At 63.7% G+C, this 24826-nt stretch carries 28 protein-coding genes and 1 other RNA gene; 13 read left to right on the top strand and 16 right to left on the bottom strand.

Features of this window, described 5'->3' with window-relative positions; genetic code table 11:
* Positions 1-284: 284 nt before the first annotated feature.
* The gene (gene miaA / locus YUU_RS0122450) at positions 285-1214 is read right to left on the bottom strand and encodes a tRNA (adenosine(37)-N6)-dimethylallyltransferase MiaA (RefSeq protein ID WP_027524434.1); all 930 of its coding nucleotides are present in this window, start codon (positions 1212-1214) and stop codon (positions 285-287) included.
* 11 nt (positions 1215-1225) lie between these two features.
* Between miaA and serB the strand changes: the two genes are divergently transcribed.
* Positions 1226-2131: a phosphoserine phosphatase SerB gene (gene serB, locus YUU_RS0122445; protein ID WP_027524433.1), complete on the top strand. Its 906-nt coding sequence runs from the start codon at positions 1226-1228 to the stop codon at positions 2129-2131.
* A gap of 138 nt (positions 2132-2269) precedes the next feature.
* Here serB and YUU_RS0122440 read toward each other — a convergent pair whose 3' ends face one another.
* The 11 genes from YUU_RS0122440 to YUU_RS0122390 form a co-directional block, all read right to left on the bottom strand.
* Complete coding sequence (locus YUU_RS0122440) at positions 2270-3784, bottom strand: Do family serine endopeptidase (protein ID WP_027524432.1); 1515 nt, start codon at positions 3782-3784, stop codon at positions 2270-2272.
* A gap of 158 nt (positions 3785-3942) precedes the next feature.
* Positions 3943-4146 carry a DUF2065 domain-containing protein gene (locus YUU_RS0122435; protein ID WP_027524431.1) on the bottom strand — a complete coding sequence of 68 codons (204 nt, stop codon included), beginning with the start codon at positions 4144-4146 and terminating at the stop codon, positions 3943-3945.
* A 72-nt stretch (positions 4147-4218) separates the two neighbouring features.
* On the bottom strand, positions 4219-5124 hold the full coding sequence (hflC, locus tag YUU_RS0122430; protein WP_027524430.1) for a protease modulator HflC: 906 nt from the start codon (positions 5122-5124) through the stop codon (positions 4219-4221).
* Positions 5121-6260: an FtsH protease activity modulator HflK gene (hflK, locus tag YUU_RS0122425; RefSeq protein ID WP_027524429.1), complete on the bottom strand. Its 1140-nt coding sequence runs from the start codon at positions 6258-6260 to the stop codon at positions 5121-5123. The genes hflC and hflK overlap by 4 nt, the downstream gene beginning before the upstream one ends.
* A 154-nt stretch (positions 6261-6414) precedes the next feature.
* Entirely contained in the window at positions 6415-6924 is a 510-nt protein-coding gene (locus YUU_RS0122420; protein WP_027524428.1) for a dihydrofolate reductase, read from the bottom strand.
* Positions 6924-7409, bottom strand: coding sequence for a GNAT family N-acetyltransferase (locus tag YUU_RS0122415; protein WP_027524427.1), 486 nt, complete (start codon positions 7407-7409; stop codon positions 6924-6926). Before YUU_RS0122415 ends, YUU_RS0122420 begins: the two co-directional genes overlap by 1 nt.
* The gene (locus YUU_RS0122410) at positions 7410-8204 is read right to left on the bottom strand and encodes a thymidylate synthase (protein WP_027524426.1); all 795 of its coding nucleotides are present in this window, start codon (positions 8202-8204) and stop codon (positions 7410-7412) included.
* Between the two features lie 197 nt (positions 8205-8401).
* Entirely contained in the window at positions 8402-9967 is a 1566-nt protein-coding gene (locus YUU_RS0122405; protein ID WP_027524425.1) for a tripartite tricarboxylate transporter permease, read from the bottom strand.
* Positions 9968-9974: 7 nt separating this feature from the next.
* Positions 9975-10739: a tripartite tricarboxylate transporter TctB family protein gene (locus YUU_RS0122400; protein ID WP_027524424.1), complete on the bottom strand. Its 765-nt coding sequence runs from the start codon at positions 10737-10739 to the stop codon at positions 9975-9977.
* Between the two features lie 95 nt (positions 10740-10834).
* Positions 10835-11365 (bottom strand): chromate transporter, encoded by a 531-nt coding sequence (locus YUU_RS0122395; RefSeq protein ID WP_027524423.1) that lies wholly within the window; start codon positions 11363-11365, stop codon positions 10835-10837.
* Positions 11362-11964: a chromate transporter gene (locus YUU_RS0122390; RefSeq protein ID WP_027524422.1), complete on the bottom strand. Its 603-nt coding sequence runs from the start codon at positions 11962-11964 to the stop codon at positions 11362-11364. The genes YUU_RS0122395 and YUU_RS0122390 overlap by 4 nt, the downstream gene beginning before the upstream one ends.
* Positions 11965-12049: 85 nt before the next feature.
* Here YUU_RS0122390 and ssrA point away from each other — a divergent pair.
* The 8 genes from ssrA to YUU_RS0122355 all read left to right on the top strand — a co-directional run bounded on the left by ssrA (position 12050) and on the right by YUU_RS0122355 (position 18195).
* Positions 12050-12414: a transfer-messenger RNA gene (gene ssrA, locus YUU_RS55785) on the top strand.
* 136 nt (positions 12415-12550) lie between these two features.
* Positions 12551-13069 carry an SspB family protein gene (locus YUU_RS0122385; protein WP_027524421.1) on the top strand — a complete coding sequence of 173 codons (519 nt, stop codon included), beginning with the start codon at positions 12551-12553 and terminating at the stop codon, positions 13067-13069.
* A gap of 88 nt (positions 13070-13157) precedes the next feature.
* On the top strand, positions 13158-14588 hold the full coding sequence (gene fumC, locus YUU_RS0122380) for a class II fumarate hydratase (protein ID WP_027524420.1): 1431 nt from the start codon (positions 13158-13160) through the stop codon (positions 14586-14588).
* 275 nt (positions 14589-14863) lie between these two features.
* Positions 14864-15052, top strand: coding sequence for a DUF4169 family protein (locus tag YUU_RS0122375; RefSeq protein WP_027524419.1), 189 nt, complete (start codon positions 14864-14866; stop codon positions 15050-15052).
* Positions 15049-15303, top strand: a complete 255-nt coding sequence (locus tag YUU_RS0122370; RefSeq protein WP_027524418.1) for a ribbon-helix-helix domain-containing protein — start codon at positions 15049-15051, stop codon at positions 15301-15303. Before YUU_RS0122375 ends, YUU_RS0122370 begins: the two co-directional genes overlap by 4 nt.
* A 118-nt stretch (positions 15304-15421) precedes the next feature.
* The gene (locus tag YUU_RS0122365) at positions 15422-15733 is read left to right on the top strand and encodes a FeoA family protein (protein ID WP_027524417.1); all 312 of its coding nucleotides are present in this window, start codon (positions 15422-15424) and stop codon (positions 15731-15733) included.
* A 22-nt stretch (positions 15734-15755) separates the two neighbouring features.
* Positions 15756-17627, top strand: a complete 1872-nt coding sequence (locus YUU_RS0122360; RefSeq protein WP_027524416.1) for a ferrous iron transporter B — start codon at positions 15756-15758, stop codon at positions 17625-17627.
* Between the two features lie 286 nt (positions 17628-17913).
* Positions 17914-18195 carry a hypothetical protein gene (locus YUU_RS0122355; RefSeq protein ID WP_027524415.1) on the top strand — a complete coding sequence of 94 codons (282 nt, stop codon included), beginning with the start codon at positions 17914-17916 and terminating at the stop codon, positions 18193-18195.
* A gap of 162 nt (positions 18196-18357) precedes the next feature.
* Here YUU_RS0122355 and YUU_RS0122350 read toward each other — a convergent pair whose 3' ends face one another.
* A complete protein-coding gene (locus tag YUU_RS0122350) occupies positions 18358-18705 on the bottom strand; it encodes a hypothetical protein (RefSeq protein ID WP_027524414.1) in 348 nt (115 codons plus the stop codon).
* Positions 18706-18910: 205 nt separating this feature from the next.
* Between YUU_RS0122350 and YUU_RS0122345 the strand changes: the two genes are divergently transcribed.
* The 3 genes from YUU_RS0122345 (at position 18911) to YUU_RS55170 (ending at position 21857) form a co-directional block, all read left to right on the top strand.
* A complete protein-coding gene (locus YUU_RS0122345; protein WP_027524413.1) occupies positions 18911-20575 on the top strand; it encodes a sulfatase-like hydrolase/transferase in 1665 nt (554 codons plus the stop codon).
* 51 nt (positions 20576-20626) lie between these two features.
* Positions 20627-21004: a nuclear transport factor 2 family protein gene (locus tag YUU_RS0122340; RefSeq protein WP_027524412.1), complete on the top strand. Its 378-nt coding sequence runs from the start codon at positions 20627-20629 to the stop codon at positions 21002-21004.
* A 262-nt stretch (positions 21005-21266) separates the two neighbouring features.
* Complete coding sequence (locus tag YUU_RS55170; RefSeq protein ID WP_051389840.1) at positions 21267-21857, top strand: hypothetical protein; 591 nt, start codon at positions 21267-21269, stop codon at positions 21855-21857.
* Between the two features lie 27 nt (positions 21858-21884).
* On the opposite strand, the gene YUU_RS0122330 is transcribed toward YUU_RS55170, so the two are convergent.
* From YUU_RS0122330 to YUU_RS0122320, 3 genes are all read right to left on the bottom strand, one after another.
* Positions 21885-22562, bottom strand: a complete 678-nt coding sequence (locus YUU_RS0122330; RefSeq protein ID WP_027524411.1) for a hypothetical protein — start codon at positions 22560-22562, stop codon at positions 21885-21887.
* A 339-nt stretch (positions 22563-22901) separates the two neighbouring features.
* Complete coding sequence (locus tag YUU_RS0122325; protein WP_027524410.1) at positions 22902-23153, bottom strand: hypothetical protein; 252 nt, start codon at positions 23151-23153, stop codon at positions 22902-22904.
* 28 nt (positions 23154-23181) lie between these two features.
* On the bottom strand, positions 23182-24306 hold the full coding sequence (locus YUU_RS0122320; RefSeq protein ID WP_027524409.1) for a DUF2336 domain-containing protein: 1125 nt from the start codon (positions 24304-24306) through the stop codon (positions 23182-23184).
* Positions 24307-24589: 283 nt separating this feature from the next.
* Between YUU_RS0122320 and YUU_RS0122315 the strand changes: the two genes are divergently transcribed.
* Positions 24590-24826, top strand: a 237-nt coding sequence (locus tag YUU_RS0122315; protein WP_027524408.1) for a transposase, incomplete at its 3' end; no start/stop codon positions are given.

Raw genomic sequence — 24826 nt, 5'->3', positions numbered from 1 at the left:
CATAGCGGCCAAAGCCCGGATGTCAAGGCAATGCGGCCATTTTCGCGCGATTTCGAGAAGTGTAGCGGCGTTCCGGCGGTTCGGCGAGAGAGAATTTATGGCGGAAGCGCAAAAGCTCGTCATTCCGGGGCGCTCGCGCAAGGCGAGCGAGCCCGAAATCCATAACCCCAGGCCGTGATTTGACGCGAAGCGATGGCCGGCAATCATCGCCACTCGCCCGATTGGGGTTATGGGTTTCGGGCTCGCGCTGCGCGCGCCCCGGAACGACGGCTGAGCGAGACGCCTCACCCCGCCCTCACGGCAGCAGCCAGCCACCCCCTCGCCTCCTCGGGCTTCACCCATTCGAACTCGGGCAATTGGTGCCGGAACCAGGTGAACTGGCGTTTGGCGTAATGGCGGGTGTCGGCTTGGCCGATCGCCGCCGCCTCGTCCAGGCTGATCTCGCCACGGAGGTGCCGGATCAGCGTAGGCACGCCGTGGGCCTTCATCGCCGGCAGCAGCGGATCGAGATCGCGCGCGGCGAGCTGCTCGACCTCCTTGAGAGCGCCGGCCCCAAGCATGGCGTCGAAGCGGGCATCGATGCGGGCGTAAAGCTCATCGCGCTCGGGAGCGAGAAACAGCGCGCTGAAACTGTCTTTCGGCAACAGCGGCGGCTGGCCCTCGCGATGCCAGTCGAGCAGCGAGCGTCCGGTCGCCTCGACCACTTCGAGCGCGCGTGCGATGCGGGTGCGGTCGCGCACATTCAGCCGCCCGGCGGCGGCCGGATCGCGGGCAGCGAGTTCCGCATGCAGCGCCTCGACGCCGCCCTGCTCGAGCCGCGCACGCACGCTGTCGCGCACCTCGGGCGGGATCGGCGGCACCGTCGAGAGGCCCCTCGTCAGCGCCTTGAAATAGAGCCCGGTGCCGCCGATGAAGATCGGCAGGCGGCCTTGCGCCCGGGCCTCGGCGAGCGCTGCCGCCGCATCCGCGAGCCAGGCGCCGGCGGAGAAATTCACGGCCGCGTCGACATGGCCATAGAGACGGTGCGGGACCTGCGCCTCCTCCTCCTGCGTCGGGCGCGCCGTGATGACGCGCAGATCGCGATAGACCTGCATGGAATCGGCATTGATCACCACGCCGCCGGCATTCAGCGCAAGCTCGAGCGCGAGCGCCGACTTGCCGCTGGCGGTCGGGCCTGCGATAAGCACGGCCTTGCTCACTTGCCCCTCGCTCACGAAAACCTCAAATGTCCCTCGTCGCCACGCTGATCTGCAACCCCAATAGTCCCGCGCTCGACTCTACCATCGTCGACGGCGCGCGTGCCGTGCTGCCCTCGGCCGCGCCCGCGCACTGGCTGTTCGACGGGGTCGCGGTCGACATTCCCTTTGGTGCGCAGGATAACCTCGAAGGCGATCGTCACGCCATTGAAGAGCGGTTGCGCGAGCTGCGCGGCGACCTGCCGATCGACATCGTCGTGCAGCCTGTCGGCTTCCGGCGCAAGAGACTTTTGCTCGCCGACATGGATTCTACCATGATCGGCCAGGAGTGCATCGACGAGCTCGCCGATTTCGTCGGGCTCAAGGCGCATGTCGCTGGAATCACCGAGCGCGCGATGCGCGGCGAGATCGAGTTCGAGCCCGCCTTGCGCGAACGCGTCGCGCTGCTGAAGGATCTGCCGGTCGGCGTCGTCGACGACGTCCTCGCCAAGCACATCACGCTGACGCCAGGCGGACGCCAACTGGTCGCGACCATGCGCGCCCACGGCGCCTATACCTGTCTCGTGTCCGGCGGCTTCACGCTGTTCACGAATGCGGTCGCCGCGAAAATCGGCTTCGAGGAGAACCGCGCCAACGAGCTGATCGTGCGCGACGGCAAGTTCACCGGCGAAGTGAAGGAGCCGATCCTCGGCCGCGCGGCGAAACTTGCGACGCTGGTCGACCTGATCGAGTCGTTTGATCTCGATGAGATCGATACGCTGGTCGTCGGCGACGGCGCGAACGATCTCGCGATGATCCAGGCCGCAGGGCTGGGTGTCGCCTATCACGCCAAGCCTGCCGTGGCGGCTGCGGCGGCCGCGCGGATCGATCATGGCGATCTCACCGCGCTGCTCTATGCGCAAGGGTACCGGCGCGACGAGTTCGTCGAAGCTTGACGTCTCCTACGACGTCATCACCCGCGAATGCGGGTGATCCAGTATTCCAGAGACAGCGACGTACACGGAGAGGCCACGGCGTACTGGATGCCCCGCCTTCGCGGAGCATGACAGTGAGTGTGTGGCCGAGAGCGTGCCTTACTGCACGCTCAGCGCTACGAAGCGCAGCTCGCCGTCGCCGTTGGAGACGAGCAGCAGTACCGACTTCTTGCCGTCCTTCTTGAGCTGGTCGATGCGCTTCTGGACGTCGGCGCCGCTGGAGACAGCCTCCTGCGCCACCTCGACGATGACGTCGCCGGCCGAGAGCCGCTTGTCGGCGGCATCCGAATTGGCGTCGACATTGGTGACGACCACGCCTTTGACCGTATCCTTGATCTTGTAGCGCGTGCGCAGGTCCTTGTTCAGCGTCGCCAGATCAAGGCCGAGCGCTTTCTGCGTCACCGGCTTCTCCGGCACCGGCTCGTCGGTCTTCACTGCGGCCTGGACCTTGTCGGGATCCTGCAAGCGGCCGAGCTTGACGCGCTTGGTCTCCTCCTGACCCTTGCGGATGACGACGACGTCGACCTCCTTGTCGACCGCCGTATCGGCGACGACGCGGGAGAGATCCTTCGGGTCCTTGATGTCCTTGCCGTCGAACTTGACGACGACGTCGCCAGGCTCGATGCCGGCGGGCTTGGCCGGGCCCTTCTCGTCGACACCTGCGACCAGCGCGCCGCGCGGCGGCTTGATGTTGAGGCTTTCGGCGATCTCGTCCGTCACGCTCTGAATGCGCACGCCGAGCCAACCGCGCCGCAGCTCGCCGAACTGGCGAAGCTGGTCGACGACGCCGGCTACCGTCTTCGACGGCACGGCGAAGCCGATGCCGATCGAGCCGCCGGAGGGCGAGATGATGAGAGTGTTGACGCCGATGACCTCGCCTTCGAGGTTGAACAGCGGGCCGCCGGAATTGCCGCGGTTGATGGCGGCGTCGGTCTGGATGTAGCTGTCATACGGGCCCGACGAGATGTCGCGGTTTTTGGCCGAGACGATGCCGGCAGTCACCGTGCCGCCGAGGCTGAAGGGATTGCCGATCGCGACCACCCAGTCGCCGAGACGCAGCTTGTCGGAGTCGCCGAACTTCACCGAGACCAGCGTCTTCGGCGGCTTGAACTTCAAGACGGCGAGGTCGGTCTTCTTGTCGACGCCGACGAGCTCGGCCTTGACCTTGGTGCCGTCGTTGAGAATGACGTTGATCTCGTCGGCATCCGCGATGACGTGATTATTGGTCACGACGATACCGGAGGTGTCGATGATGAAACCGGAGCCCAGAGAGTTGGTCTTGCGCGGCGGACCGTTGTCACCCCTGTCGCCACCCTTGCTGCCGCCACCGGGACCGCGGCGGTTCTTGAAGAAGTCGTCGAAGAACTCCTCGAAGGGTGAGCCGGGCGGCAGTTGCGGCATGGTGTTGGTGCCGCCGCCCTTGGCTTCGACGGTCTGCGAGGTCGAGATGTTGACGACCGCGTCGATCACCTTTTCGGCGACGTCGGCGATGCCCTCCGGTCCGCGCGCGTAAGCCGGCGAACCGAACGCGCTGAACGCGCTGATGGCGATCGCAGCCAGCCCAAGTCGCACGCAATGGCGCAAACGGGTCGTGGCAATGGTGGCAGCGGTCATTGTGATCTCCGAAAGAGAATTAAGGATTCGTTCTCCAGACTGCGCTCGAACGGGGTGGCGGCGCAAGCACGGAGGTTAACGGGCCTCAAGACCCGGATAATAAGGCGAAAAACCGGCGGCTTCGCTTCACTTTAGCGTTCGCCTTGCAGGTGCCGGGCTCAGTGGTGCCGGATCCACCAGATCAGGATCAGGCCAGCCACGGCCGAGCAGATGCCCACGGCGCGCAGGATGTGATCGGGAGTTGCAAGCGCGCTCTTCATCGCCTTGCGCATCCAGGCGGGACTTGCCGCGAACATCAAGCCTTCCAGCACAAACAGGATGCCTAAGCCGATGAGGAAGTCGGCAAACGCTATGGACCTCATCGGACTGGAACCTCCCCTTGTGCCGTTCTTGTTCCGCGAAGGGGCGGCTTTGGCGCCGCCCCTTGTATCGTCTTACTGTTTCGGCGCCGCCTGCGCTTCGGCGCCCGCTTTGCCGCTTGGGCTACCGAAGTACCGGAAGAAATCCGAGTTCGGCCGCAGCAGATAGCGGGTGTCGCTCGAGCGCAGCCCGGTCTCATAGGCCGACATCGAACGGAAGAAGGCGAAGAAGTCCTGGTCCTTGCCGTAGGCTTCCGCGAGCAGCCGGGTGCGTTCCGCTTCACCGGCGCCGCGCGTCTGCTCGGCCTGCGACCTGGCTTCTGCCTCGATCACAGTCGCCTCGCGGTCAGCCTTGGCGCGGATTTCCTGCGCCTTCTGGCCGCCCTGCGCACGGAACTCGGCCGCTTCACGCTGGCGCTCGGTCTTCATCCGATCGTAGACCGCCTGGCTGTTCTGCTCGGGCAGGTCGGCGCGGCGAATCCGGACGTCAACGACCGAGATACCGTAGCCGTCGGCCTCGCGGTCGAGCTGCTCGCGGATGCGGCCCATCAGCTTCTCGCGCTCGTCGCGCACCACCGTGATGAAGGTGACCTCGCCGAGCACGCGGCGCAGAGCCGCGTTGAGCAGCGTGGTGAGCTGGAGGTTGGCCGCCTGGATCGAGCCGACGCTCTGATAGAAGCGCAGCGCGTTCTTGATGCGGTAGCGCGCAAAGGCATCGACCACGAGCCGCTTCTGGTCGGAGGCGATCACTTCCTGCGACGGGTTCTCCAGATCGAGGATACGATTGTCGATGCTGATCACACTGTCGATGAACGGCGCCTTGAAGTTCAGCCCGGGCTCGGTGACGACCTTCACGGGTTCGCCGAGCCGGACCACGAGCGCCTGCTCGGTCTGCTGCACCGTGAAGACCGAGCTGTAGGCCACGATCAGGATGAGCAAGAGGACGATCAGCGAGACGATGCCTGTAACCGGAGACCTCATCGGGTGCCTCCGCTCTGCTGGCCGGAGGTGGCCGGCGGCCGCTTCGGCGTCAGCTCGTTGAGCGGGAGGAACGGCACGACACCGCCTTGGCCCGTCGCGGCGCCGTCATAGACGAGCTTTTCCGAGCCGCCGAGCACGCGCTCCATCGTCTCCAGATAGATCCGTTCACGCGTCACGTCCGGCGCCTTCTTGTATTCCTCGTACACTTTCAAAAACCGCGCGCTCTGACCCTTGGCGTCGGCGACCGTCTGCTGACTGTAGCCTTCCGCGGCCTGGAGGATCTGCGCGGCACGGCCGCGCGCTTCCGGCACGACACGGTTGGCATAGGTCTGGGCCTCGTTCTGCAACCGCTCGAGGTCGGCGCGCGCCGCCTGCACGTCGCGGAAGGCGTCGATGACCTGCGCCGGCGGGTCGACCTTCTGCATCTGCACCTGGGTGATCAGAATGCCGGAGCCGTAACCGTCGAGCGTCCTCTGCATCAGTTCCTGCACGCCCTGCTCGGTGGTGTTGCGGGCGCCGGTCAGGATCGGCTGGATCTGCGAGCGGCCGATCACCTCGCGCATCGCGCTTTCGGCGACCGCCTTCACGGTACCCTCGGGATTCTGGATGTTGAACAGGAAGTCGCCGACGCCGTCGGGCTTGATACGCCAGAGCACGGTGAAGTCGACGTCGACGATATTCTCGTCGCCGGTCAGCATCAGGCTCTCTTCCGGCACGTCGCGGATGGTGCGGCCGCGCCGTGACGGATCGTCGATCAGCGTCATGCCGATGGAAATGGTCGAGACACGCAGCGCCTTGGGCAGCAGCACCGTCTCGATCGGATAGGGCAGATGGTAGTTCAGGCCCGGCTGCACGGTGCGCACATGCTTGCCGAAGCGCAGGACGACGCCGAGCTCTTCCGACTGCACACGGAAGAAGCCGGAGGCGAGCCAGATCGCGACGATGAACAGCACGATGACGGTGATGCCGATGCCGCTGAAATATCCGCCGGGCAGGAGCTGCTGGAGCCGGTCCTGGCCGCGTCGCAGAAGGTCTTCCAGATCCGGCGGCCTCGGCCCGACCGGTTGCGGGCCTGTGCCCCATGGCCCTTTCGAGCCCGAGCCCCACGGGCCACCGCCCTGATTCTTCCACGGCATTCGACAGTCTCCTCGGCAGGGTCTGGAATTGCCCCCGCCCGCTTTGTCCGGTCCGGCTTTATAGGGGACGCCTTGCCCCCTTACAACGCACGCCTGACCGCCTCCGAGCTATGCCGCGCTGGGGAAATGTCAATGTAAACATTGGTCAAAGCGGTTAATGTTGCTGCCGCCGACGATATGTCACATAGGAGAAGTCGGCGCTGTCGTCGCCTGCCGCCGGATGACGGACGCGCGCGACCTCCTCCCAATCTACGTTGCTGATCTCAAAAACAGTGTCGCCCTCGGGCCGCGCGTGCACCTCGGTGACTTCGAGCCGGTCGGCGCGATCGAGCCATTGCCGGTAGATCTCGGCGCCGCCGATCACGGCGATCTCGGCGACCGAGCGCCGCAGGGCATCGCCGCGCGCGATCGCATAGGCATCAGCCGAGGACGTGGTCACGACGGCGCCAGCCGCACGGAAGCTCGCATCGCGGGTGATGACGATGTTGGTGCGGCCCGGCAGCGGCCGGGGCAGCGACTCGAAGGTCTTGCGGCCCATCACCACGGGCTTGCCGATGGTGAGCGCCTTGAAGCGCTGCATGTCGGATTTCAGCCGCCATGGAATCGCGTTGCCCGCGCCGATGACGCCGTTCTCCGCGATGGCGACGATGAAGACGATCTCCATCAGCGCGCCCTCCCCGCAAGCCGCGTCAATGCATCACCGGTGACGCGGCACAGCGTCCAGTCATCCATCATGACGGCGCCAAGGGACTTGTAGAACGCGATCGACGGCGCGTTCCAGTCCAGCACTGCCCATTGCAGCCGTGACCAGCCGTTGTCGACGCATTCCTTCGCAAGATAGTTGAGCAGTGCCTTGCCGATGCCCTTGCCGCGATGCGAGGGCCGCACATAGAGATCCTCGAGATAGATGCCGTGGCGGCCGCTGAAGGTGGAGAAATTTGTAAACCACGCAGCGAAGCCGACCGCCTCGCCGTTCCATTCGGTGAGTGCGCAATAGAGCCGAGGATTCGCGCCGAACAGCGCCTCCGCAATCATCGCTTCCGTCGCTTCGACCTCGTGCGTGAGCTTCTCGTACTCGGCGAGTTCGCGGATGAAGGAGAGAACGAGCCCGGCCTCGCCCGGGCGCGCGCGGCGGATGTTGAGCGACATTTATACCGCGACTTCCGCCTTGATATGCGGATGCGGGTCGTAGCCGACGAGCTCGAAATCCTCAAAGCGGAAGTAGAAGATATCCTTCACGTCCGGATTGATCCGCATCACCGGCAGTGGACGTGGCGTCCGCGTCAGTTGCAGCCGCGCCTGCTCCAGATGATTGGAGTAGAGATGCGTGTCGCCGAGCGAGTGCACGAAGTCGCCGGGCTTCAAGCCCGTGACCTGCGCGACCATCATCGTGAGCAGCGCGTAGGAGGCGATGTTGAAGGGGACGCCGAGGAAGACGTCAGCCGAGCGCTGATAGAGCTGGCACGACAGTTTGCCGTTCGCGACATAGAACTGGAACAGCAGGTGGCAGGGCGGCAGCGCCATCTTCTCGACGTCAGCCGGATTCCAGGCGGTGACGATCAGCCGGCGCGAATCCGGGTTTTTCTTGATCATCTCGACGACATTGGCGATCTGGTCGATGCTGCGCCCGTCGGCCGTAGGCCAGGAGCGCCATTGATGGCCGTAGACCGGCCCGAGATCGCCATTGGCGTCAGCCCATTCGTCCCAGATGGTGACGCCGTTGTCGCGCAGATATTTGATGTTGGTGTCGCCTTTGAGGAACCACAGCAGCTCGTGCACGATCGCCTTCAGCGGCAACCGCTTGGTGGTCAGCATAGGAAAGCCGGCCGCAAGGTTGAAGCGCATCTGATGGCCGAACACCGACAGTGTGCCGGTGCCGGTCCGGTCGCGCTTCTCGGCGCCGTCCGAAAGAATCCGCTCGAGCAGGTCCTGATACTGGTGCATTTGCGTGCGCTATGGGCCTTTTGGGGGACGGCGAACTTAGCGGCCGGTCCCGTGCTTCGACAGCAGCGATTCGCTGCTTCGCACAGATTATACCCGGAAAAGTGAGCGTTCCGCCGGCAAACGACAAGGGGCGGAACTTGCGTCCCGCCCCTGCCCTACCCTCTTGATAATACTGGCCAAGTGGGCAAACGCCGGCCTCAATTCTCCGATTCCGTGAACACCTCGTCGCGCTTGGCGCGCAGCACCGGCAGAACCGTGAGCACCAGGAGGGCGGCTGCGATCGCGAGCAGCACGGCGGAGAGCGGACGCGTCACGAACACGCTCCAGTCGCCGCGCGAGATCAGCAGCGCGCGGCGCAGGTTCTCCTCCATCAGCGGTCCGAGCACCATGCCGAGCAGCAGCGGTGCCGGCTCGAAATCGTGCTTGATCAGCCAGTAGCCGACGAGGCCAAACACGCCTGCGAGAATGACGTCGACCGGCGCGTTGTTCACCGAGTAGATGCCGATCGCGCAGAAGATCACGATCGAGGGGAACATCAGCCGGTAGGGCACGCGCAACAGGCGCACCCAGATGCCGACCAGCGGCAGGTTGATGATGATCAGCATGAGGTTGCCGATCCACATCGAGGCGATCATGCCCCAGACGAGGTCCGGCTGCTTCTGCATCACCTGCGGGCCCGGCACGATGCCGTGAATGGTCATCGCGCCGACCATCAGCGCCATCACCGCGTTCGGCGGGATGCCGAGCGTGAGCAGCGGGATGAAGGACGTCTGCGCCGCAGCGTTGTTGGCGCTCTCCGGCGAAGCCACGCCTTCGATCGCGCCGCGGCCGAACCGCGACGGATTCCTCGCAATCTTCTTCTCCAGCGTATAGGCGGCGAAGGACGCGATGACCGCGCCGCCACCGGGGAGGATGCCGAGGATCGATCCGAGGATGGTGCCGCGTCCGATCGCGGGCGCCGAGTCGATCAGGTCTTTCCTGGTCGGCATCAAGCCCGTGATCTTCTGCTGCACGAGATCGCGGTTCATCTCCGCGCCGGCGTCGAGGTTGCGGATGATCTCGGCAAAGCCGAACACGCCCATCGCCACCGTCGCAAAGCCGAGGCCGTCGGCGAGTTCGGGGATGTTGAAGGCCATGCGCGAGGCACCGGTCTCGATGTCGGAGCCGACCATCGACAGCAAAAGGCCGAACACGATCATGGCAATCGCCTTGAGCACCGAACCTTTCGCCAGCACCACTGCGAAGATCAGGCCGAGCACCATCAGCGAGAAGTATTCGGCCGGACCGAACGCCAGCGCGAGTTTTGTGAGCGGCGCGCCGAGAACGGCGATCAGGACGGTCGCCACGCAGCCGGCGAAGAACGAGCCGATCGCCGCAATCGCCAGCGCCGGACCGGCACGGCCCTGCTTGGCCATCTGATGGCCGTCGATGGCCGTGACGACGGAGGTCGCTTCACCGGGGATATTGACCAGGATCGAGGTGGTCGAGCCGCCATATTGGGCGCCGTAATAGATGCCGGCGAGCATGATCAGCGCGCCGACCGGCGGCAGCCCGAACGTGATCGGCAGCAGCATCGCAACCGTTGCAACCGTGCCGATGCCCGGCAGCACGCCGACCAGCGTGCCGACGAGGGCCCCGATCAGGCACATCAGGATATTGATCGAGATCGGAAGCGACAGGCCGAAGAGCCACCAGGGTGACCACCAGCTGACTTGGAACACGACGCCGAAGCCGAGGCCCAGATTGTGAAAGAGATCGACCATCACGCCCTCACTGGACCAGGAATCGCGGGAACATCGGCATCGGCAATCCCAGCACGTAAGGGAATAGCAGCGCGCAGCCGAGCGTCAGGCAGGCGCCGACGATGGCGGCTTCGATCCAGCGTGTCTCGTGCGAGCCGGTCGCCGCGATCAGGAAGCTCACGAAGGCTGTGACCACGAGGCCGAGCGGCCGGATCGCCAGGGCGAAGAAGACAATCGCCGCCATCACGAACAGCGGCCCGCGCCAGGAATAATGCGACAGCCCCGCTCCTTCGCTCAGCAGTCCCGTCAGCGCGATGGCCGCGGACAGCGCGACCAGCAGCCCGCCAAACATGCGCGGCGCGGTGCCCGCACCGAACTTGAAGCCCTGCATGCCGTGCAGATCGCTCGAGGCCCACAGCGCGAACAGGGCCACCGCCATCAACACGATGCCGCCGATATAGTCCTGCGGCGCGCGGATGATCATGAAGAGCGTGAGGATCGCGACCACGATCAGAGGATAGGAGTAGATCAGCGCCAGCAGGACGTCGGAAGACAGTGTCTTCTTGGCATCGGCAGCAAAAGATCCCAGCATCGCGCCGGGAGCTCCGCCAAACAACGCTGTCGCATGGCTGATCAGGACGGTTGCCGGGCCAGGCCCGCTACCCCATCCGAAGATCGTGCCGATCGACCAGATGAATTCGAATATCTGCGGCGCGAACGCCAGCAGGACGATGCCGATCGCGACCGATGTGTTTCGCGTCGTTGTCGCCGAGTGGCCCATCGTGTCGGCCATGCATGTCTCCTCCGCGACCCCTAAGTCACGAGCCTTGTTGTTCTATTGGATGGAATTGGACCCCCACCACCAGCATCATTGCCTAGCGACTTTCATTACACAACGCCAGCAAAACCCAAGATGCCCCCGGCGAGCAACAGCCAGAGCGGATTGACGCGCGACACCGAGGCAAGCACCGCAACGGCCGCCATCAGCAGCGCGGCAATCAGCGTGTGCGAGGTGGATCGAGCTAGGATCAGGGCGCTTGCCGCCATCAGGCCGATAGACAGCGGAACCAGTGCAGCCTGGATCATGGCGGGCCAGCGTGATTGGCTGGGATGGTTGAGGAGGCGGCTCACATAGTAGGCAAGCAGGGCCGTCGGCAGGCACATCGCGAGCGTTGCCGCGAGCGCGCCGGGAATCCCGGCAACCGCATAGCCGATCAGCGTGACGATCAGGACGTTCGGGCCGGGCGAGAGCTGCGAGATCGCAAAGGCGTCGGCGAACTGCTTGTCGGTCATCCAGTGATGCACGTCGACGGCGATGCGGTGCATCTCCGGCACCGCGGCAGCCGCGCCGCCGACCGCGAACAGCGACATCAGGCCGAAGGTCGAGATCAGCGCCCAGATCGGGTTGTCGCTGTTCATGCTGCTACCTTCCGTCGCAGGGCAACCGTGATCGCGATGCTGGTGGGGATCGCGACCAGCAGCACAGCCTGGAGCGGCAGCCGAGCTACGCCGATCGCGACGAACACGGCGGCCATCAGGACGAGGGCGATGGCGTCGGCCCGCTTCAAGAGCGGCGTCATCATGCGAAAGACCACCGCAATCAGCAGCCCGACCGCCGCGCAGGACACCCCGGCAAGGGTGCGGCGCAAAACCTCCAGCTCGCCGAAATGGGCATAGAGCACGGCCAGAGCCGTCATGATCAGCGTCGGCGGCACCAATAGCCCGGCGAAGGCAGCGATACCGCCGGCCAGCCCGCGCAGGCGAGAGCCGAACACCATCGACAGGTTGACGATGTTGGGACCGGGGAGGAAGTGGCAAAGCGCAAAGGTCTCGTTGAACTCGTCCGCCGTCATCCAGCGGTGGTCGTCCACGATCGCCCGCCGCGCGAACACCAGGACGCCGCCGAAACCGGCCAGCGACATCCTGGCGAAGGCCATGAACAGGGCGAAGAGGCCCGGCGGGACGGTCTTGGCGGGACTATCCGGCTCTTGAACGGCCGGTGCGGAATCCGAGGACATGGCGGCAGCTTAAGGGGGCGATTATCCCGGCGCCAAGGCCGGCCTTGCGGGCGGCCGGCACCTATCCAAAGGAACTCACATCAAATCTCTGTCTTTCCCGACCTTTGCCCCCTATATTGGGGATGCCGGCTTGCCGGCTATGGAAATAAACGGTCGTCGCAATAAACCATTCGGACCCGGGGGCGGTACCCGGCGCCTCCACCAAAGCCCACTAGAGCTACCCGAGAAGCGGGCTTTGGCGGGGGCGAAATAGGATCGACGAGGGCGTAAAGGGCGTACTTTTTCCCGGTATTGTTCCGCCGTTATCGGGCTACTGCAATAGTTGCCAACGACAACGTTGCTCAGGTTGCTCAGGCTGCGTAACGCAGTTTGAAAGACCACTTTAAAGTCCTAGTGGGTTAAGCTCCGCTAGGCGGGGTTCGGAGGCACCTGGCAACAGAAGCCTCCACTTCCATTTTTCTCCCGCCCATTTTTTCTCGCGGGCGGGGACTCCTGTTGGCCGGTCGGGCGCGGTACCATTGCGGCTTGGCGAGTCGGCGCGGCACCGGCTAGGGAAATACGACAGGACCGATAGTCAGGATCCATAATGGCGACCGATCATATCCGATACGACGTCCTGGCACGCGACGCATTGCGCGGCGTGCTGCGGAAGGTGCTGAGCGATGCCGCAGCGCACGGATTGCCGGGCGAGCATCACTTCTTCATCACCTTCGTGTCGAAGGCGGAGGGCGCAAAGCTGTCGCCGCGGCTGCTCGCGCAATACCCCGACGAAATGACGATCATCCTGCAGCACCAGTTCTGGGATCTGACCGTGCTCGAGGACCGCTTCGAGGTTGGCCTGTCCTTTGGCGGCATCCCGGAGCGCCTGGTTGTGCCGTTCAGCGCGATCAAGAGCTTCCTCGACCCGTCGGTGAAATTCGGCCTCCAGTTCGACACCTCCGATGTCGCCGAAGTGCCGCCCGCGGCACTCCCTGCGGCCCCTGCTCCGTCGGCCGTGTCGGTCCCCGCGCCGGCTGCCGAGAAGGCGGAAGCCGAGGACGAGCCGACCGCGCCCAACCAAGGCGGCGCCGAGGTCGTGCGGCTGGATCGCTTCCGCAAGAAATGATTGAGGTCGCGGCGCGCGAGAGCGCAAGCGCGGCCAAACCATCTATATAGATGAGCATCGAGAAGCCGCGCGCATTCTGCGCGGCGGAATGGATGTGCTCATGGACAAGACGACCCGCCCCTCACGCCGCTCTTCCACCCGGATCGAGACCGACAGTTTTGGTCCCATCGAGGTCCCCGCCGACCGTTACTGGGGCGCGCAGACCGAACGCTCGCGGCAGAATTTCCGCATCGGGGAAGACCGCATGCCGATTTCGCTCGTGCATGCGCTCGGCATCGTCAAGCTGGCCGCAGCCCAGACCAATCGCGAGCTCGGCCTCATCGACCAGCGCCGTGCGAATGCCATCATCCGCGCTGCGCGCGAGGTGGTCGAGGGCAAGCTCGACGACCACTTTCCGCTGGTGGTCTGGCAGACCGGCTCGGGCACCCAGAGCAACATGAACCTCAACGAGGTGATCGCCAACCGCGCCAACGAGCTGCTCGGCGGTGAGCTCGGCACCAAGAAGCCGGTTCATCCCAACGACCACGTCAACATGAGCCAGTCGTCGAACGACTCTTTTCCCACCGCGATGCATATCGCGGCCGCCGGCCGGATCACGGCCGATCTCATTCCCGCGCTGTCCGAGCTGCTCGGCGCGCTGCGCAAGAAGGAGAAGGCATTCGCGGAGATCGTCAAGATCGGCCGCACTCATACCCAGGACGCGACGCCCCTGACGCTCGGCCAGGAATTTTCCGGCTATGCCGCACAGGTCGAAAGCGGCATCGCGCGATTGAAGGTCGCGGTGAAGGATCTCTATCCGCTCGCGCAAGGCGGTACCGCAGTCGGCACCGGTCTCAATTCAAAGCCGCGCTTTGCAAAGCTGTTCGCCAAGCATGTCGCCGGAATCACGAAACTGCCCTTCACCAGCGCCGCCAACAAGTTCGAGGCGCTGGCGTCGAACGATGCCTACGTGCTGGTGCACGGCGCAATCAATTCGGTGGCCACGGGGCTGTTCAAGATCGCCAACGACATCCGCCTGCTGGGATCGGGCCCGCGCTCGGGGCTGGGCGAACTGATCCTCCCTGAGAACGAGCCGGGATCCTCGATCATGCCCGGCAAGGTCAACCCGACCCAGTGCGAGGCGATGACCATGGTGTGCTGCCAGGTGTTCGGCAATCACACCGCGATCACGGTGGCCGGCAGCCAGGGCCATTTCGAGCTCAACGTCTTCAAGCCCGTGCTCGCCTACAACATGCTGCATTCGATCCGGCTGATGGCCGACGCCGCGCGCTCCTTCACCGAGCATTGCGTCTCGGGCATCCGCGCCGACGAGAAGCGGATCCGCGAGCTGATGGAGCGCTCGCTGATGCTGGTCACGGCACTGGCGCCGAAGATCGGCTACGACAATGCGGCCAAGGTGGCGAAAACGGCGCATGCCAACGGTACCACGTTAAAGGAAGAGGCGCTCCGGCTCGGCTTGGTGTCGTCCGACGAGTTCGAGCGGCTGGTCCAGCCCGAGAAGATGACCCGTCCCGGTTGAATTGCCGAATTTCGCTAGACCTCCGTAAAGATACGGAGGAAAAAATGGCAAGAAATATAAGATCCGGGCAAGGGGATTTGATTACCGTCAATGTTCTGGCCTTGGCGCATGCTAGGCGGGTGTTTGCCCACGACCGGGCGAAATTGATTGTTTGATGGTATCAGAGGCCGATTGACGAGGACCAAATGGCGATCAAGTCTCATGGGACGCAACGCAGCGCATCATTTCTGAAGATTTCATCCTCCCTGCCGAGGACCGGCTGATGGAGACGCGGCATGGGGAACGTCATCAACCTGAACCGCTTCCGGAAGCGCGCCGAGCGGGAAGCCTCGGAGAAGCAGGCGGAGGCCAACCGGGCGAAGTTCGGCCGCACCAAGGCCGAGCGATCGGCGGAGGAGAAGCGCGAGGCCCAAGCGAAGGAGCGCCTGGATCAGCATCGGATCGAGCGCGAGGAACAGCCATGAAATCGCCCGTCGTCAAGCGATCGATCGTCGTCGCCGGCCACAAGACCAGCGTCAGCCTGGAAGAGGCCTTCTGGAACGGCATGAAGGAGATCTCCGGCCTGCGCAACATGACGCTGTCGGAACTGGTCGGCGAGATCGACAACAACCGCCAGCAGGGCAACCTGTCGTCCGCGATCCGCCTGTTCGTGCTGGATTACTTCAAGGCCCGCGCCATGGCCGTCCTGCCCGAGCAGAAGGTCCCGGCGCAATAGAGCGCGAAGGCGCTCGACAAAACCCGTCGCGAGACCCGCACTTTATAATCACTCTAAGGTGCGGGCGCGGCTGCGTGAGCGCGCTTGACCTGTCCCGCTGCCGTTGAAAATACAGGGCATGACCGACGACAAGATCACGCGCCCGCAAATATCCACGCACATGCCCTCGGGTTCACCCTCGAGTTTGCCCTTGGGGCTGGCCGAACGCGGCTATTCGGGCGTCATCCAGCATCTTTCCGCCAGCGATGCGGGCTCGGCCCTGTCGGACGTCGAGCTGGAAAGCCGCCTGATCGAGCTCGGCTTCGTCGAGGGTGCCAAGGTCGAGATCCTGCACGAGGGCATCGTCGGCCGTGACCCGATCGCCGTGCGCGTCGACAACGTCACCATCGCGGTGCGCCGTCGCGAAGCCATGGCCATCATCGTCGCGTAGATAGCGACCGGACCTTGATCCCATGGAAGCTCCCCTGCTGCATCTGGCCCTCGTAGGCACGCCGAACAGCGGCAAGACCTCGCTGTTCAATGCGCTGACCGGCAGCCGGCAGAAGGTCGCGAACTATCCCGGCGTCACCGTCGAGCGCAAGGAAGGCTTCTTCGTCACTCCCTTGGGACGCCAGGTCTCGGTGGTCGACCTGCCCGGCACCTATTCGCTGCGCGGCCGCAGCCCGGACGAGGAGATCACCCGCGACATCGTACTCGGCAAGGCGTCGGGCGAGACGCGGCCCGATCTCGTGCTGTGCGTGGCCGATTCCACCAATCTGCGCCTGACCATCCGCCTTCTGCTCGAGCTCAAGCGCACCGGACGGCCGATCGTGCTGGTGCTCAACATGTTCGACATCGCGACGCGCCGCGGCATCACGGTGGACGTGGCGCAGATGGCCAACGCGCTCGACGTGCCCGTGGTCACCTCGATCGCGGTGCGCAAGGGCGGCACCGCCGACCTGCTCAAGCTGACCGACGAGATCTCGGCGCAGATTCAGCCCGAGCCGCAAGAGAACACGTGGCGGCCGCTCAGCGTCGCCGAGCTGCGCGCCACCCAGCGCGAGGCCGACCGCATCATCGCTTCCACAGTGAGCCTGCCGAGCCGGCCCGACACCTGGACCGCGCGGATCGACGCCGTGGTGCTGCATCCCGTCGGCGGCCTCATCGTGCTCGCCCTCATCCTGTTCGTGATGTTCCAGGCGGTGTTCGCCTGGGCGCAGCCGCTGATGGAGCTGCTGTCGTCCTCGTTCGACGCGCTCGGGCAGTTCGTGCACGACACCCTGCCCGCCGGCCTGTTGCAGAGCTTCCTGCAGAACGGCGTAATCTCCGGCGTCGGCAGCGTCATCGTGTTCCTGCCGCAGATCATCATCATCTTCCTGTTCATCCTGCTGCTTGAAGATTTCGGCTACATGGCGCGCGCGGCCTTCCTGATGGACCGCATCATGGGCGGCGCCGGCCTGCACGGCCGCGCCTTCATTCCGCTGCTGTCGAGCTTTGCCTGCGCGATTCCCGGCATCATGGCGACGCGCGTGATCGACAACAGGCGCGACCGGCTGACCACGATCCTGATCGCACCGCTGATGACCTGCTCGGCGCGCATTCCCGTCTACACGCTGATCATCTCCGCCTTCATTCCGGCCAAGCAGGTCTGGGGCTTCGTCAATCTCCAGGGCCTCGTGATGTTCGGGCTCTACGCCGCCGGCATCACCAGCGCGCTTCTCGTCTCGTTCCTGATCAAGTTCTTCATGCTGCGAGACTACGCGCCGGCGCCGTTCATGCTGGAGCTGCCCGACTACAAGATGCCGCGGCTCAAATCGATCGCGATCGGCATTTTCACGCGCGCAAAGATGTTTTTGCAGCGCGCCGGCACCACGATCTTCTCGATGATGGTCCTGATCTGGTTCCTGGCCTCGTTCCCGCAGCCGCCGGTGGGCGCCGCGGACCCCGCCATCAACTACAGCCTCGCCGCGATCCTCGGCAAGGCGATCGCGCCGCTGCTCGCGCCCGTCGGTTTCAACTGGCAGATCGCGGTGGCGCTGATCCCGGGCATGGCGGCGCGCGAGGTCGCGGTGGCAGCCCTCGGCACCGTCTATGCGATCGAGGGCGGCAAGGAAGCGGCCGAGCAGATCGGCCAGGTGCTGGCGACGAAATGGTCGCTGGCAACCGCCCTGTCGCTGCTCGCCTGGTACATCTTTGCCCCGCAATGCGCCTCCACGCTCGCGGTGATCCGGCGCGAGACCGGAAGCTGGAAATGGATGGCGACCACTTTCGCCTACATGCTGGCGCTGGCCTATGCCGCGAGCCTTGCGACCTACAACATCGCAGTGGCGCTGGGCGCCGGCTAACACTTCACGTTACGTTCGGCGGGCTCGCTTTCGCGGAGCCTCCGGCCCCCAAAACCAAAATCTCGAAAACAACCCCATGCAAAGTAGCCGGCGGCGGCCGACGCCGCCCCTGCATATTCGGAAAATCCGTTGACACGTCGGGCAAATCGCCGGCACTGAGTCGCGCCCAGCTTGCAACATCAAGGCTCGTCAGCCCCGACCGGTCGCCGGTTCCGCATTGATTTCGATCAATGGCGGGACCCGGTCGCATGTCACGTCTTCTCATCGTCCTGCAAGGAGAGAGCAAATGACTGGACATGCCAGGCTTCTTGGACTGATCGTGAGTGCCGCGCTCTTAACGGCAGCCCCTCTGTCGTTCAGTTATTCGCCGACGGAGGCGCTGTCGGTGTCCGTCGATCGCGCCGAGGCGCGCGTTGGGCGGCCACTGACGCCCATGAGCGTTGCAGGCGTCAACCGCAGAGTACATCGTCGCGCCTATTACGGTGCGGCCGCGGCAGGAGCCGCAGCCTACGGAGCCTATGGCTATCGCCGGGCTTGTGGCTACTATCCGTATCCGCCCTGCTATTGAGGCTCGCGGGAGGCTCGTTGCTTGGCCGCGACGAGCCTCGTCGCTTCTTTCCTCATCCTCTCGGTCAGCGGGACGTTTGCGGTGCGGCTTCTGCCCGGGCACGCCATCCGCGGTCTTTCGAAAACGCCTCTCGACCATGGTCGCGCCGCACGAAGACGTTCGTCACATCGGACGCGAATTCACCTTTTCACGCATCCTGTGACAAAAGGCTTCCAACTGACGCTGGATGGCCTCGAAATTCGCGAGCAACTTGTCGGCTTGTTCGCGATCCGCTGACCCCGCAACAAAGCTATTTCGCAGAATTGTAAGGTAGGTTACGCGGTTTCGGCCATTGGCCGCCCTACGCTCGGCGAATTCAAGCTGCTCGAGATCATGGCTCAGCATGTCCTCGTTGGCGAGCAGCAGCTTCATGATCGTGTCGCGATTTTTCTCGCTGAGATCAGCGCTGTTCAGGAGGCTGAGATAGTGGTCGATGTTGGCCTGGGCGATATACCGGTCCGTCCTGTCCATCGCGCCCTCCTTGGGACGCCCGATGCTATTCGGGAATGTTTGCCGACGCCACCTCTCCGAAGGGCCCTCACAAGCCATTGAGCTAGATCAATGCCCGGCCGGTTCCCGCCGTCAGCGCCCAAGTTTGACTGGCGATGGTCCACAAAAACCATCAGAGCCCGCGAGCCAAATTGAAGAAACCGATTGCTCAGGGCATTCTGCTGCCATGGCTTTGACCCTGGCACTTGTGACGACCATCTGCGCCGTTGCGCTGACAGAGCGCAGCGTTGAGCACCTGCTGTTTGCGATCGCAGCGCTCTTCCTGAACGCAGCTCTGCTGCTGGTTTTCGTTGCCGATCTCGAGAGAGCGATCCTGCTGTCCGGCGTGCTGGCAGTCGCAATCGCCGGTGTATCGATCGTCAAATTCAAGCACAGCGCACTCAAACTGATCGTTTCCGATCTGCCGCTTGCGTTTGCAGGCACAGTCCCATTCTTTGTGTTGCAATACCCACGCATGATGCTGGGTGTCCTGTTCGCCGGCATCCTGCTCGCTCTCGCTTCGATCGCGGTTCTGGTCTACGCCGCCGGATCTCCGATTTCTGTGGCCTTTCGAATTCCCTTGTTCTGCCTTGCACTCATCGGCTTTGCGAAGGCTTCCGCCATAAAGGGCGCCACGTCCCTGCGGCTTACGCTGACGCAAGGGCGGTGCTTTTATTCCACCTTCATGGCCTCGCTCATCGACCCCGCGTCCTGGCGGCAGTTCAATGGGCTGGCTCTGAGCGATATCGCAAACGAACCGCTGACGCTGAAGGAGGCGATTCCCGAGCGCTCCGGCGACCGTCCGGACATCATCGTCATCCAGCACGAGTCGATCTTCGACCCGCGCATCTTTGGACTGCCCATCGAGCCGGTCGTCGAAGCGTTCCTGTCTCCGGCAGAGGGGGAATTCGGGCGCCTCAACGTGGACATCTACGGTGGCGGCTCGTGGCAGTCGGAATTCAGCCTGCTGACCGGTCTTTCAAGCGCCAGCTTCGGTTCAAGCGCCTACTACCTCTTCAGGAAAGGCGCCGGCCGGTTCCACAGCAGCCTGCCGCGCTCGCTGGCCTCGCTCGGCTACAAGACGACACTCACATCGAGTTGTCGTCGCGACTTTCTCGACTACGACGAGTTTTACGGCTCGATCGGCATCGACGAACGCATCTTCATCGACGATTTTCCGCCACCCTTTGATATCAGGCGTTTCGAGGCGACAAATTCGGACGCGACGTTTCTGGAAGCGGTGATCGATGCTCATGCCAAGAGGATTGTCGACGACCCATCACCTCGATTTCTCTACGTGCTGACCAACTTCAATCACGGTCCGCATAATCGGCGGCTTGTGCCGCCAGGACAGCTTGAGCGGGAGCGCGCCTTTGCCATGGCCAGCCTCGCCGATGCCGAATATGCCGAATACTACGCGCGGCTCGTCGAGACCGCCTCGACCTGGCAACAGCTCAGAGAGAAGCTGGCAAACCGTTTTCCGGGGCGCCCTGTTCTCGTGATGCACTATGGAGACCACCAACCCGTATTGACGAGACGTATCGATCGCCACCTGGAAGGTCCGGGAGACGGCCGGCGTCCGTTTCGCACATTCTACGCGATCGAGGCTTTGAATATCCCCCAGTTCGACCCCGGACGGGGCGCGGACCTCGATATCGCTTTTCTTGGAACCGTCGCGTTGCAACGTGCGGGCCTCCCGCTTGACCCAATATTCGCCACGCGTGCGAGCTTGCTTGACGATTGCGGAGAAACCTACTTTGCATCGGCCTCCGAACGGAAACGCCGATTCCACCGCACACTTGTGAATCGGGGCTTGATAGACTTGAAGCCGCGCGTTCAGCACGCCCGCTAGCGTGGCGCTTTCTTCCATGCTTTGCTCGGCGCCCCCATGCAGGAGGCTCATATGGATGACCGGACCGTGCGGCTTGCGCTGGAGCGTCACTGGAATGCGTCGGATGCCGGCGATTTCGACGTCGAGCATGACATCTACCGCGAGGATGCCGTGCTGGATTATCCGCAGTCCGGCGAGCGTATCCGTGGCCGGCATAACATCAGGGAGAGCCGGTTCGTGCAGCCGAACAGGAAGCGCTTTGCGGTCCGGCGAATTGTTGGCGGCGGCGATCTCTGGGTGACTGAATTCACGCTCAGCTATGATGACATCCCCTCTTATGCCGTGAGCATCATGGAATTCCGCGAGGGACTGGTGGCGCACGAAACGCAATATTTCGCAGACGAATTCGAGCCCGCGCCCTCGCGTGCGCATCTCGTCGCGCGCGCTTGAATGGACAGTCTTTTGGACCAGCACGCGTAGCCCGGATGGAGCGAAGCGAAATCCGGGATCCCGCACCAGCGACCACAGCCGCCCCGGATTGCGCTTCGCTCCATCCGGGCTACGGCATCATCGGATCTGGCGCGTCGCCGGGATGCCGTTCGCGCCTGAACCGGTCCCGCGCTATCGACGACTAATCCCACTACAGCGTTCGAAGTGGCGGTCCATGCGGGGGGCATGCCAGGTTATCCATCCTTCCGCAGGGGTTAAATCAATGCAGCCACGCAAGGAGCCACGCCAATGGACGCCGCCGGCGCCTCCGCCCCCACGCGTCCCGGCGGCCGGCCCTTCGAAAGCATCGGCACAGCCATCCGGCTCCGAATGGGCTGCCCCCGAATATTTCGTGTCGTTCATCTTTCATGTGCTGTTCTTCGGCCTCATCGCAGGCTTGTTGCGGACGCGATTTCCGCTCGATCTCGGCCTGTTCATCTTCTTCACCAGTGAGAGGATGACCGAGTGGGCGTTGCGCAAGGTCGGGATACGGCTCGTTCCCGACTCGCTCGGCGAGACGTTCGTGCATTCCTTTGTGTGGGGGACCGGCGCATCCATCTTGCTCACGCATTGGAGGGCGGCCGCACCCGCCTGGCTGGTGCCGCTCGGTCTCGTCGATCCGCCCTGGTCCATGCTTGTTGCCATGGCCGTCGGATGCGCCCTGCTCACGGCCGTCTCGACGGCGGTCGTCAGGCGCGTGCTGCCGTGGTTCGGGATCAGGCTCGCGCGTGACAGCCTGGCATGGACGATCACCTATGGCCTGGTTGGATTTGCCATCCTGGGCCTCGTTCTTCTGATCCTCGCAGCCCTTTGAGAACTTCGGGAGCGCCTCCGGGAGGCACTATGCGGTTGGCCCGGTCGTTGCGGCATTCTTGTCGGTCAGAATGCTGATGCTGATCAGGAGAACCCAAACCGGAAAAACCACGATGCTCCAGTCGAAATAGTAGCTGCCGACCAGAAGGATCGCTGCGATCGCGTATCCGCCAAGCGCCAGCCAGCGCGGCGTAAGGCCGGTGTAGACGCCGATCGTCGACGTCGTGATCATGAAAACGGATGCTGTCTTCACCACATAGATGTTGATCATGCCGTAGGCCAGCGCGCGTCCGAAATGGAACGTCGTCGAATCGACCGGAACCTCCGGGGCGGCGTGAAACGCCAGTATGATCGCCCCCACGACGGCCGCTGCCGCAAACAGCATCGCCAGGAGCAGAAGACCGCTGCCGAAAAATACGGTTGCGAAGAACTGGTCCTCGCGCTGCCCAAGCCTGTCGCGGAGTGCACCGACGAACCAGAGAAAGGCTATTCCGGCAAAAGGCACCAGATTCAACGCGATCACGACGTTGGTCGCTCCGGTGTGCAGCCAGGCGCCCGTTTCCATGGGATCCCGCGGCACCGAATGCCGCATGAGCAGGAAGACTGCAAAGAGCAGGATCGAGAACACGACACCCGCGATGGCGGCGGCTCGCGGGGTTCGCAAATGGGCGTGCATCACGCTCGGCCGGTCAGCAGAATCGCGCATGGCAGTGCTCCCCTCTCAAGAAAATTGCCCGCGGGGACCATCACCGCCCAGAGCGCGATACCTGTGAGGCACGGAAACGAGGCCGGGAATCGCCACGATCGATCTGCCCGCGGACGAAGCAGGTCATTGCATGTGGTTCTCAGCCCAAACTATTGATCAAGATCAACGCCGCCCTCTGTAGCCGGAGCCAGGGACGATGACAGAGGTGTGCCTGATCAGGGGAGGAATGATGGGTTTCGCTTCGCTCTACCCATCCTACAGTCTTAGCGGACGCTCTTTTGCTGCGCTCGGTGAGCGCGACTTGCCAATGAGTCTACGCGGCGGTCAGCAGACTTACCCCTAGCGGAAATAATCCAGCACCAGATCGAGGTCGGAGCGGCCGGCGGCGGCGCCGTTGAGGTCGGCGTCGATCACCCGGCGGCAGGCTTCCACGGCGGCGTGGTCGCCGAGATCGTTGGCGGCCTCGAGCACGAGCCAGGCCGCATCGACCGAGGCCTTGTCCGGTTTCGCTCCGCCGGCATCGGCACTCAGCGGCTTGTTGAGGGTCTTGTTGAGATTCTTGCGGGCTGCGGTGCCGAATTGAGGCAACATGGCAAATACTCCCCTGCCAATTCCCTGTTCAGTGCATCTGGAGTTCGGCGCTGCGGCCTGCCGCCGGATCGGCAGCGGTGCTGTTCTTGCGCGACTGGTAGAACTTCAGGATGCTGCGTGACGTCTCGATCTTGAGCCGGCCGAAGTCGCGCTCATTGTCCTTGAGGTCGCGCGCGGTGATCAGATGATCCTTGGCGCCGAGGAACAGCAGCGACATGGTCGTATCCCACGAGAAATTCAGCGCCTTGCACAGCACCAGCAGCATCTCGCGATTGCGGTCCATCAGCGCGCGCTCGATCACGTCGACCGGCAGCGCCGAGAGCAGCGACAGGCCGATCTGCACCTCATCGAAACGGTGCTGGCGCGCATAGTTCGAGATCGAATCCTGGTTGAGGTTGCCCTGGCGGTGCTGCGTCGTCACCACGCGCTTGGCGACGAAATAGGTCCGCGAGGACGGTCCGAATTTCGATTGCAGGTCGCCGGTGACGCCAGTCACCGAGCTCTGGATCTGCGACATCATCTCCGGCCGCTCGCTCTCGAGCCGGCGGCGGACGTCCTCCGACGCTTTCGCAATGAGCTGCTGGAAGATGTGCCGGGGCACGTCCTTGCGGAGGCCAAGCTGCTCGGCAAGGATCGAATCGCCATCGGCGCGCCTCACCATGTGCAACAAGCTGGAGCCCGAGAAGCGCGCGCCCTCGTTCCTGGCGACCGAAGTCACGACCTCCTGGTTGCCGCGCTTGACCAGCACGTCGGTCACGGCTTCGCCGATCGACTTGCGCTGGGAGATTGCCAGCAGATGATCCTGCCCCTTGCGCAGGGCGTTCTCGATCAGCGTCTTCTCGTCGAGCCGGTCGGACTCGCGCAGAACGGGGCCCGCGACTGCGATCTCGTCGTCGAAGGCGAGCTGATGCAACACGTTGAGCGGGGCATGGTCGCAGGCGACCATCAGATCGGAGAGCTGCGCCCGCGCCGCCACCTCGATCTCGTCGGCGAGCTTGCCGATCACCTCGCCGAACATGCTGATCTCGTCGGCGCTGTAGCGGCCGGTGATCAACAGGTCGGTCGCATGCCACAACGCACGTGCACGGCTTTCGTCGGTGCCGCGCGCGATCGCGTCATCCAGATCCTGCAGAAGCGATTTCGCTTCGTTCATGGCGAATGTCCCCAGTTCTTGGCGGGCCGCCCTGTCCGCTTGGCAGCACGCCGAATTCCTCTGGGAACCACGCTAGCCGTAAAACGCGAGAATTCGGTAAAATCGGCAAATCAGTTTTTCCGAGCAAAATTCCCTAAAATTTGCGCTGATAGCTTTACGCCAGCGTAAGAGCGCAAGGCAGGCGGATTAAGGTCAAACGCAACAAACGCGCTGCGCATTGCTTGTGGGCCTGTTGCGTAATCCGCGATTGTGATTCTCTAGGGCAGAAGCCTTGGAGGTAACGATGGCAGTGAAGCAGACTGGGCAGCCGAGTTTTATTGAGGCGTGGTTGCCGAAGGGAGCCGGTGCCAATGCGGCGCTGAATCGGTTGTCGGGCTTGGTCAAATGGTACCGGTTCGAGAAGCTGATGGCGCATTTGCGGGATGAAGGAAGCCCTGGCCGACCGGGCTATCCGGTGCTGGTGCTGTTTCGCGCGCTGCTGTTGCAGTCGCTCTACGGTCTTTCGGAGCGTGAGCTCGAG

It is taken from the genome of Bradyrhizobium sp. Ec3.3 (genome assembly GCF_000472925.1).
Lineage (GTDB): Bacteria > Pseudomonadota > Alphaproteobacteria > Rhizobiales > Xanthobacteraceae > Bradyrhizobium.
Note: the sequence above shows the minus strand (reverse complement) of the source record. Positions and strands in the feature narration are given on the sequence as shown.

Coding starts and splice junctions, on each gene's coding strand:
- YUU_RS0122440 (WP_027524432.1), bottom strand. CDS start 3,784: ATGACCGCTGCCACCATTGCCACGACCCGTTTGCGCCATTGCGTGCGA.
- YUU_RS0122340 (WP_027524412.1), top strand. CDS start 20,627: ATGGATGACCGGACCGTGCGGCTTGCGCTGGAGCGTCACTGGAATGCG.
- YUU_RS0122355 (WP_027524415.1), top strand. CDS start 17,914: ATGACTGGACATGCCAGGCTTCTTGGACTGATCGTGAGTGCCGCGCTC.
- hflK (WP_027524429.1), bottom strand. CDS start 6,260: ATGCCGTGGAAGAATCAGGGCGGTGGCCCGTGGGGCTCGGGCTCGAAA.
- fumC (WP_027524420.1), top strand. CDS start 13,158: ATGGATGTGCTCATGGACAAGACGACCCGCCCCTCACGCCGCTCTTCC.
- YUU_RS0122330 (WP_027524411.1), bottom strand. CDS start 22,562: ATGCGCGATTCTGCTGACCGGCCGAGCGTGATGCACGCCCATTTGCGA.
- hflC (WP_027524430.1), bottom strand. CDS start 5,124: ATGAGGTCTCCGGTTACAGGCATCGTCTCGCTGATCGTCCTCTTGCTC.
- YUU_RS55170 (WP_051389840.1), top strand. CDS start 21,267: ATGCAGCCACGCAAGGAGCCACGCCAATGGACGCCGCCGGCGCCTCCG.
- YUU_RS0122400 (WP_027524424.1), bottom strand. CDS start 10,739: ATGGCCGACACGATGGGCCACTCGGCGACAACGACGCGAAACACATCG.
- YUU_RS0122365 (WP_027524417.1), top strand. CDS start 15,422: ATGACCGACGACAAGATCACGCGCCCGCAAATATCCACGCACATGCCC.
- YUU_RS0122370 (WP_027524418.1), top strand. CDS start 15,049: ATGAAATCGCCCGTCGTCAAGCGATCGATCGTCGTCGCCGGCCACAAG.
- YUU_RS0122360 (WP_027524416.1), top strand. CDS start 15,756: ATGGAAGCTCCCCTGCTGCATCTGGCCCTCGTAGGCACGCCGAACAGC.
- YUU_RS0122420 (WP_027524428.1), bottom strand. CDS start 6,924: ATGGAGATCGTCTTCATCGTCGCCATCGCGGAGAACGGCGTCATCGGC.
- serB (WP_027524433.1), top strand. CDS start 1,226: ATGTCCCTCGTCGCCACGCTGATCTGCAACCCCAATAGTCCCGCGCTC.
- YUU_RS0122435 (WP_027524431.1), bottom strand. CDS start 4,146: ATGAGGTCCATAGCGTTTGCCGACTTCCTCATCGGCTTAGGCATCCTG.
- YUU_RS0122385 (WP_027524421.1), top strand. CDS start 12,551: ATGGCGACCGATCATATCCGATACGACGTCCTGGCACGCGACGCATTG.
- YUU_RS0122325 (WP_027524410.1), bottom strand. CDS start 23,153: ATGTTGCCTCAATTCGGCACCGCAGCCCGCAAGAATCTCAACAAGACC.
- YUU_RS0122375 (WP_027524419.1), top strand. CDS start 14,864: ATGGGGAACGTCATCAACCTGAACCGCTTCCGGAAGCGCGCCGAGCGG.
- YUU_RS0122345 (WP_027524413.1), top strand. CDS start 18,911: ATGGCTTTGACCCTGGCACTTGTGACGACCATCTGCGCCGTTGCGCTG.
- YUU_RS0122350 (WP_027524414.1), bottom strand. CDS start 18,705: ATGGACAGGACGGACCGGTATATCGCCCAGGCCAACATCGACCACTAT.
- YUU_RS0122320 (WP_027524409.1), bottom strand. CDS start 24,306: ATGAACGAAGCGAAATCGCTTCTGCAGGATCTGGATGACGCGATCGCG.
- YUU_RS0122410 (WP_027524426.1), bottom strand. CDS start 8,204: ATGCACCAGTATCAGGACCTGCTCGAGCGGATTCTTTCGGACGGCGCC.
- YUU_RS0122390 (WP_027524422.1), bottom strand. CDS start 11,964: ATGTCCTCGGATTCCGCACCGGCCGTTCAAGAGCCGGATAGTCCCGCC.
- YUU_RS0122405 (WP_027524425.1), bottom strand. CDS start 9,967: ATGGTCGATCTCTTTCACAATCTGGGCCTCGGCTTCGGCGTCGTGTTC.
- YUU_RS0122395 (WP_027524423.1), bottom strand. CDS start 11,365: ATGAACAGCGACAACCCGATCTGGGCGCTGATCTCGACCTTCGGCCTG.
- YUU_RS0122415 (WP_027524427.1), bottom strand. CDS start 7,409: ATGTCGCTCAACATCCGCCGCGCGCGCCCGGGCGAGGCCGGGCTCGTT.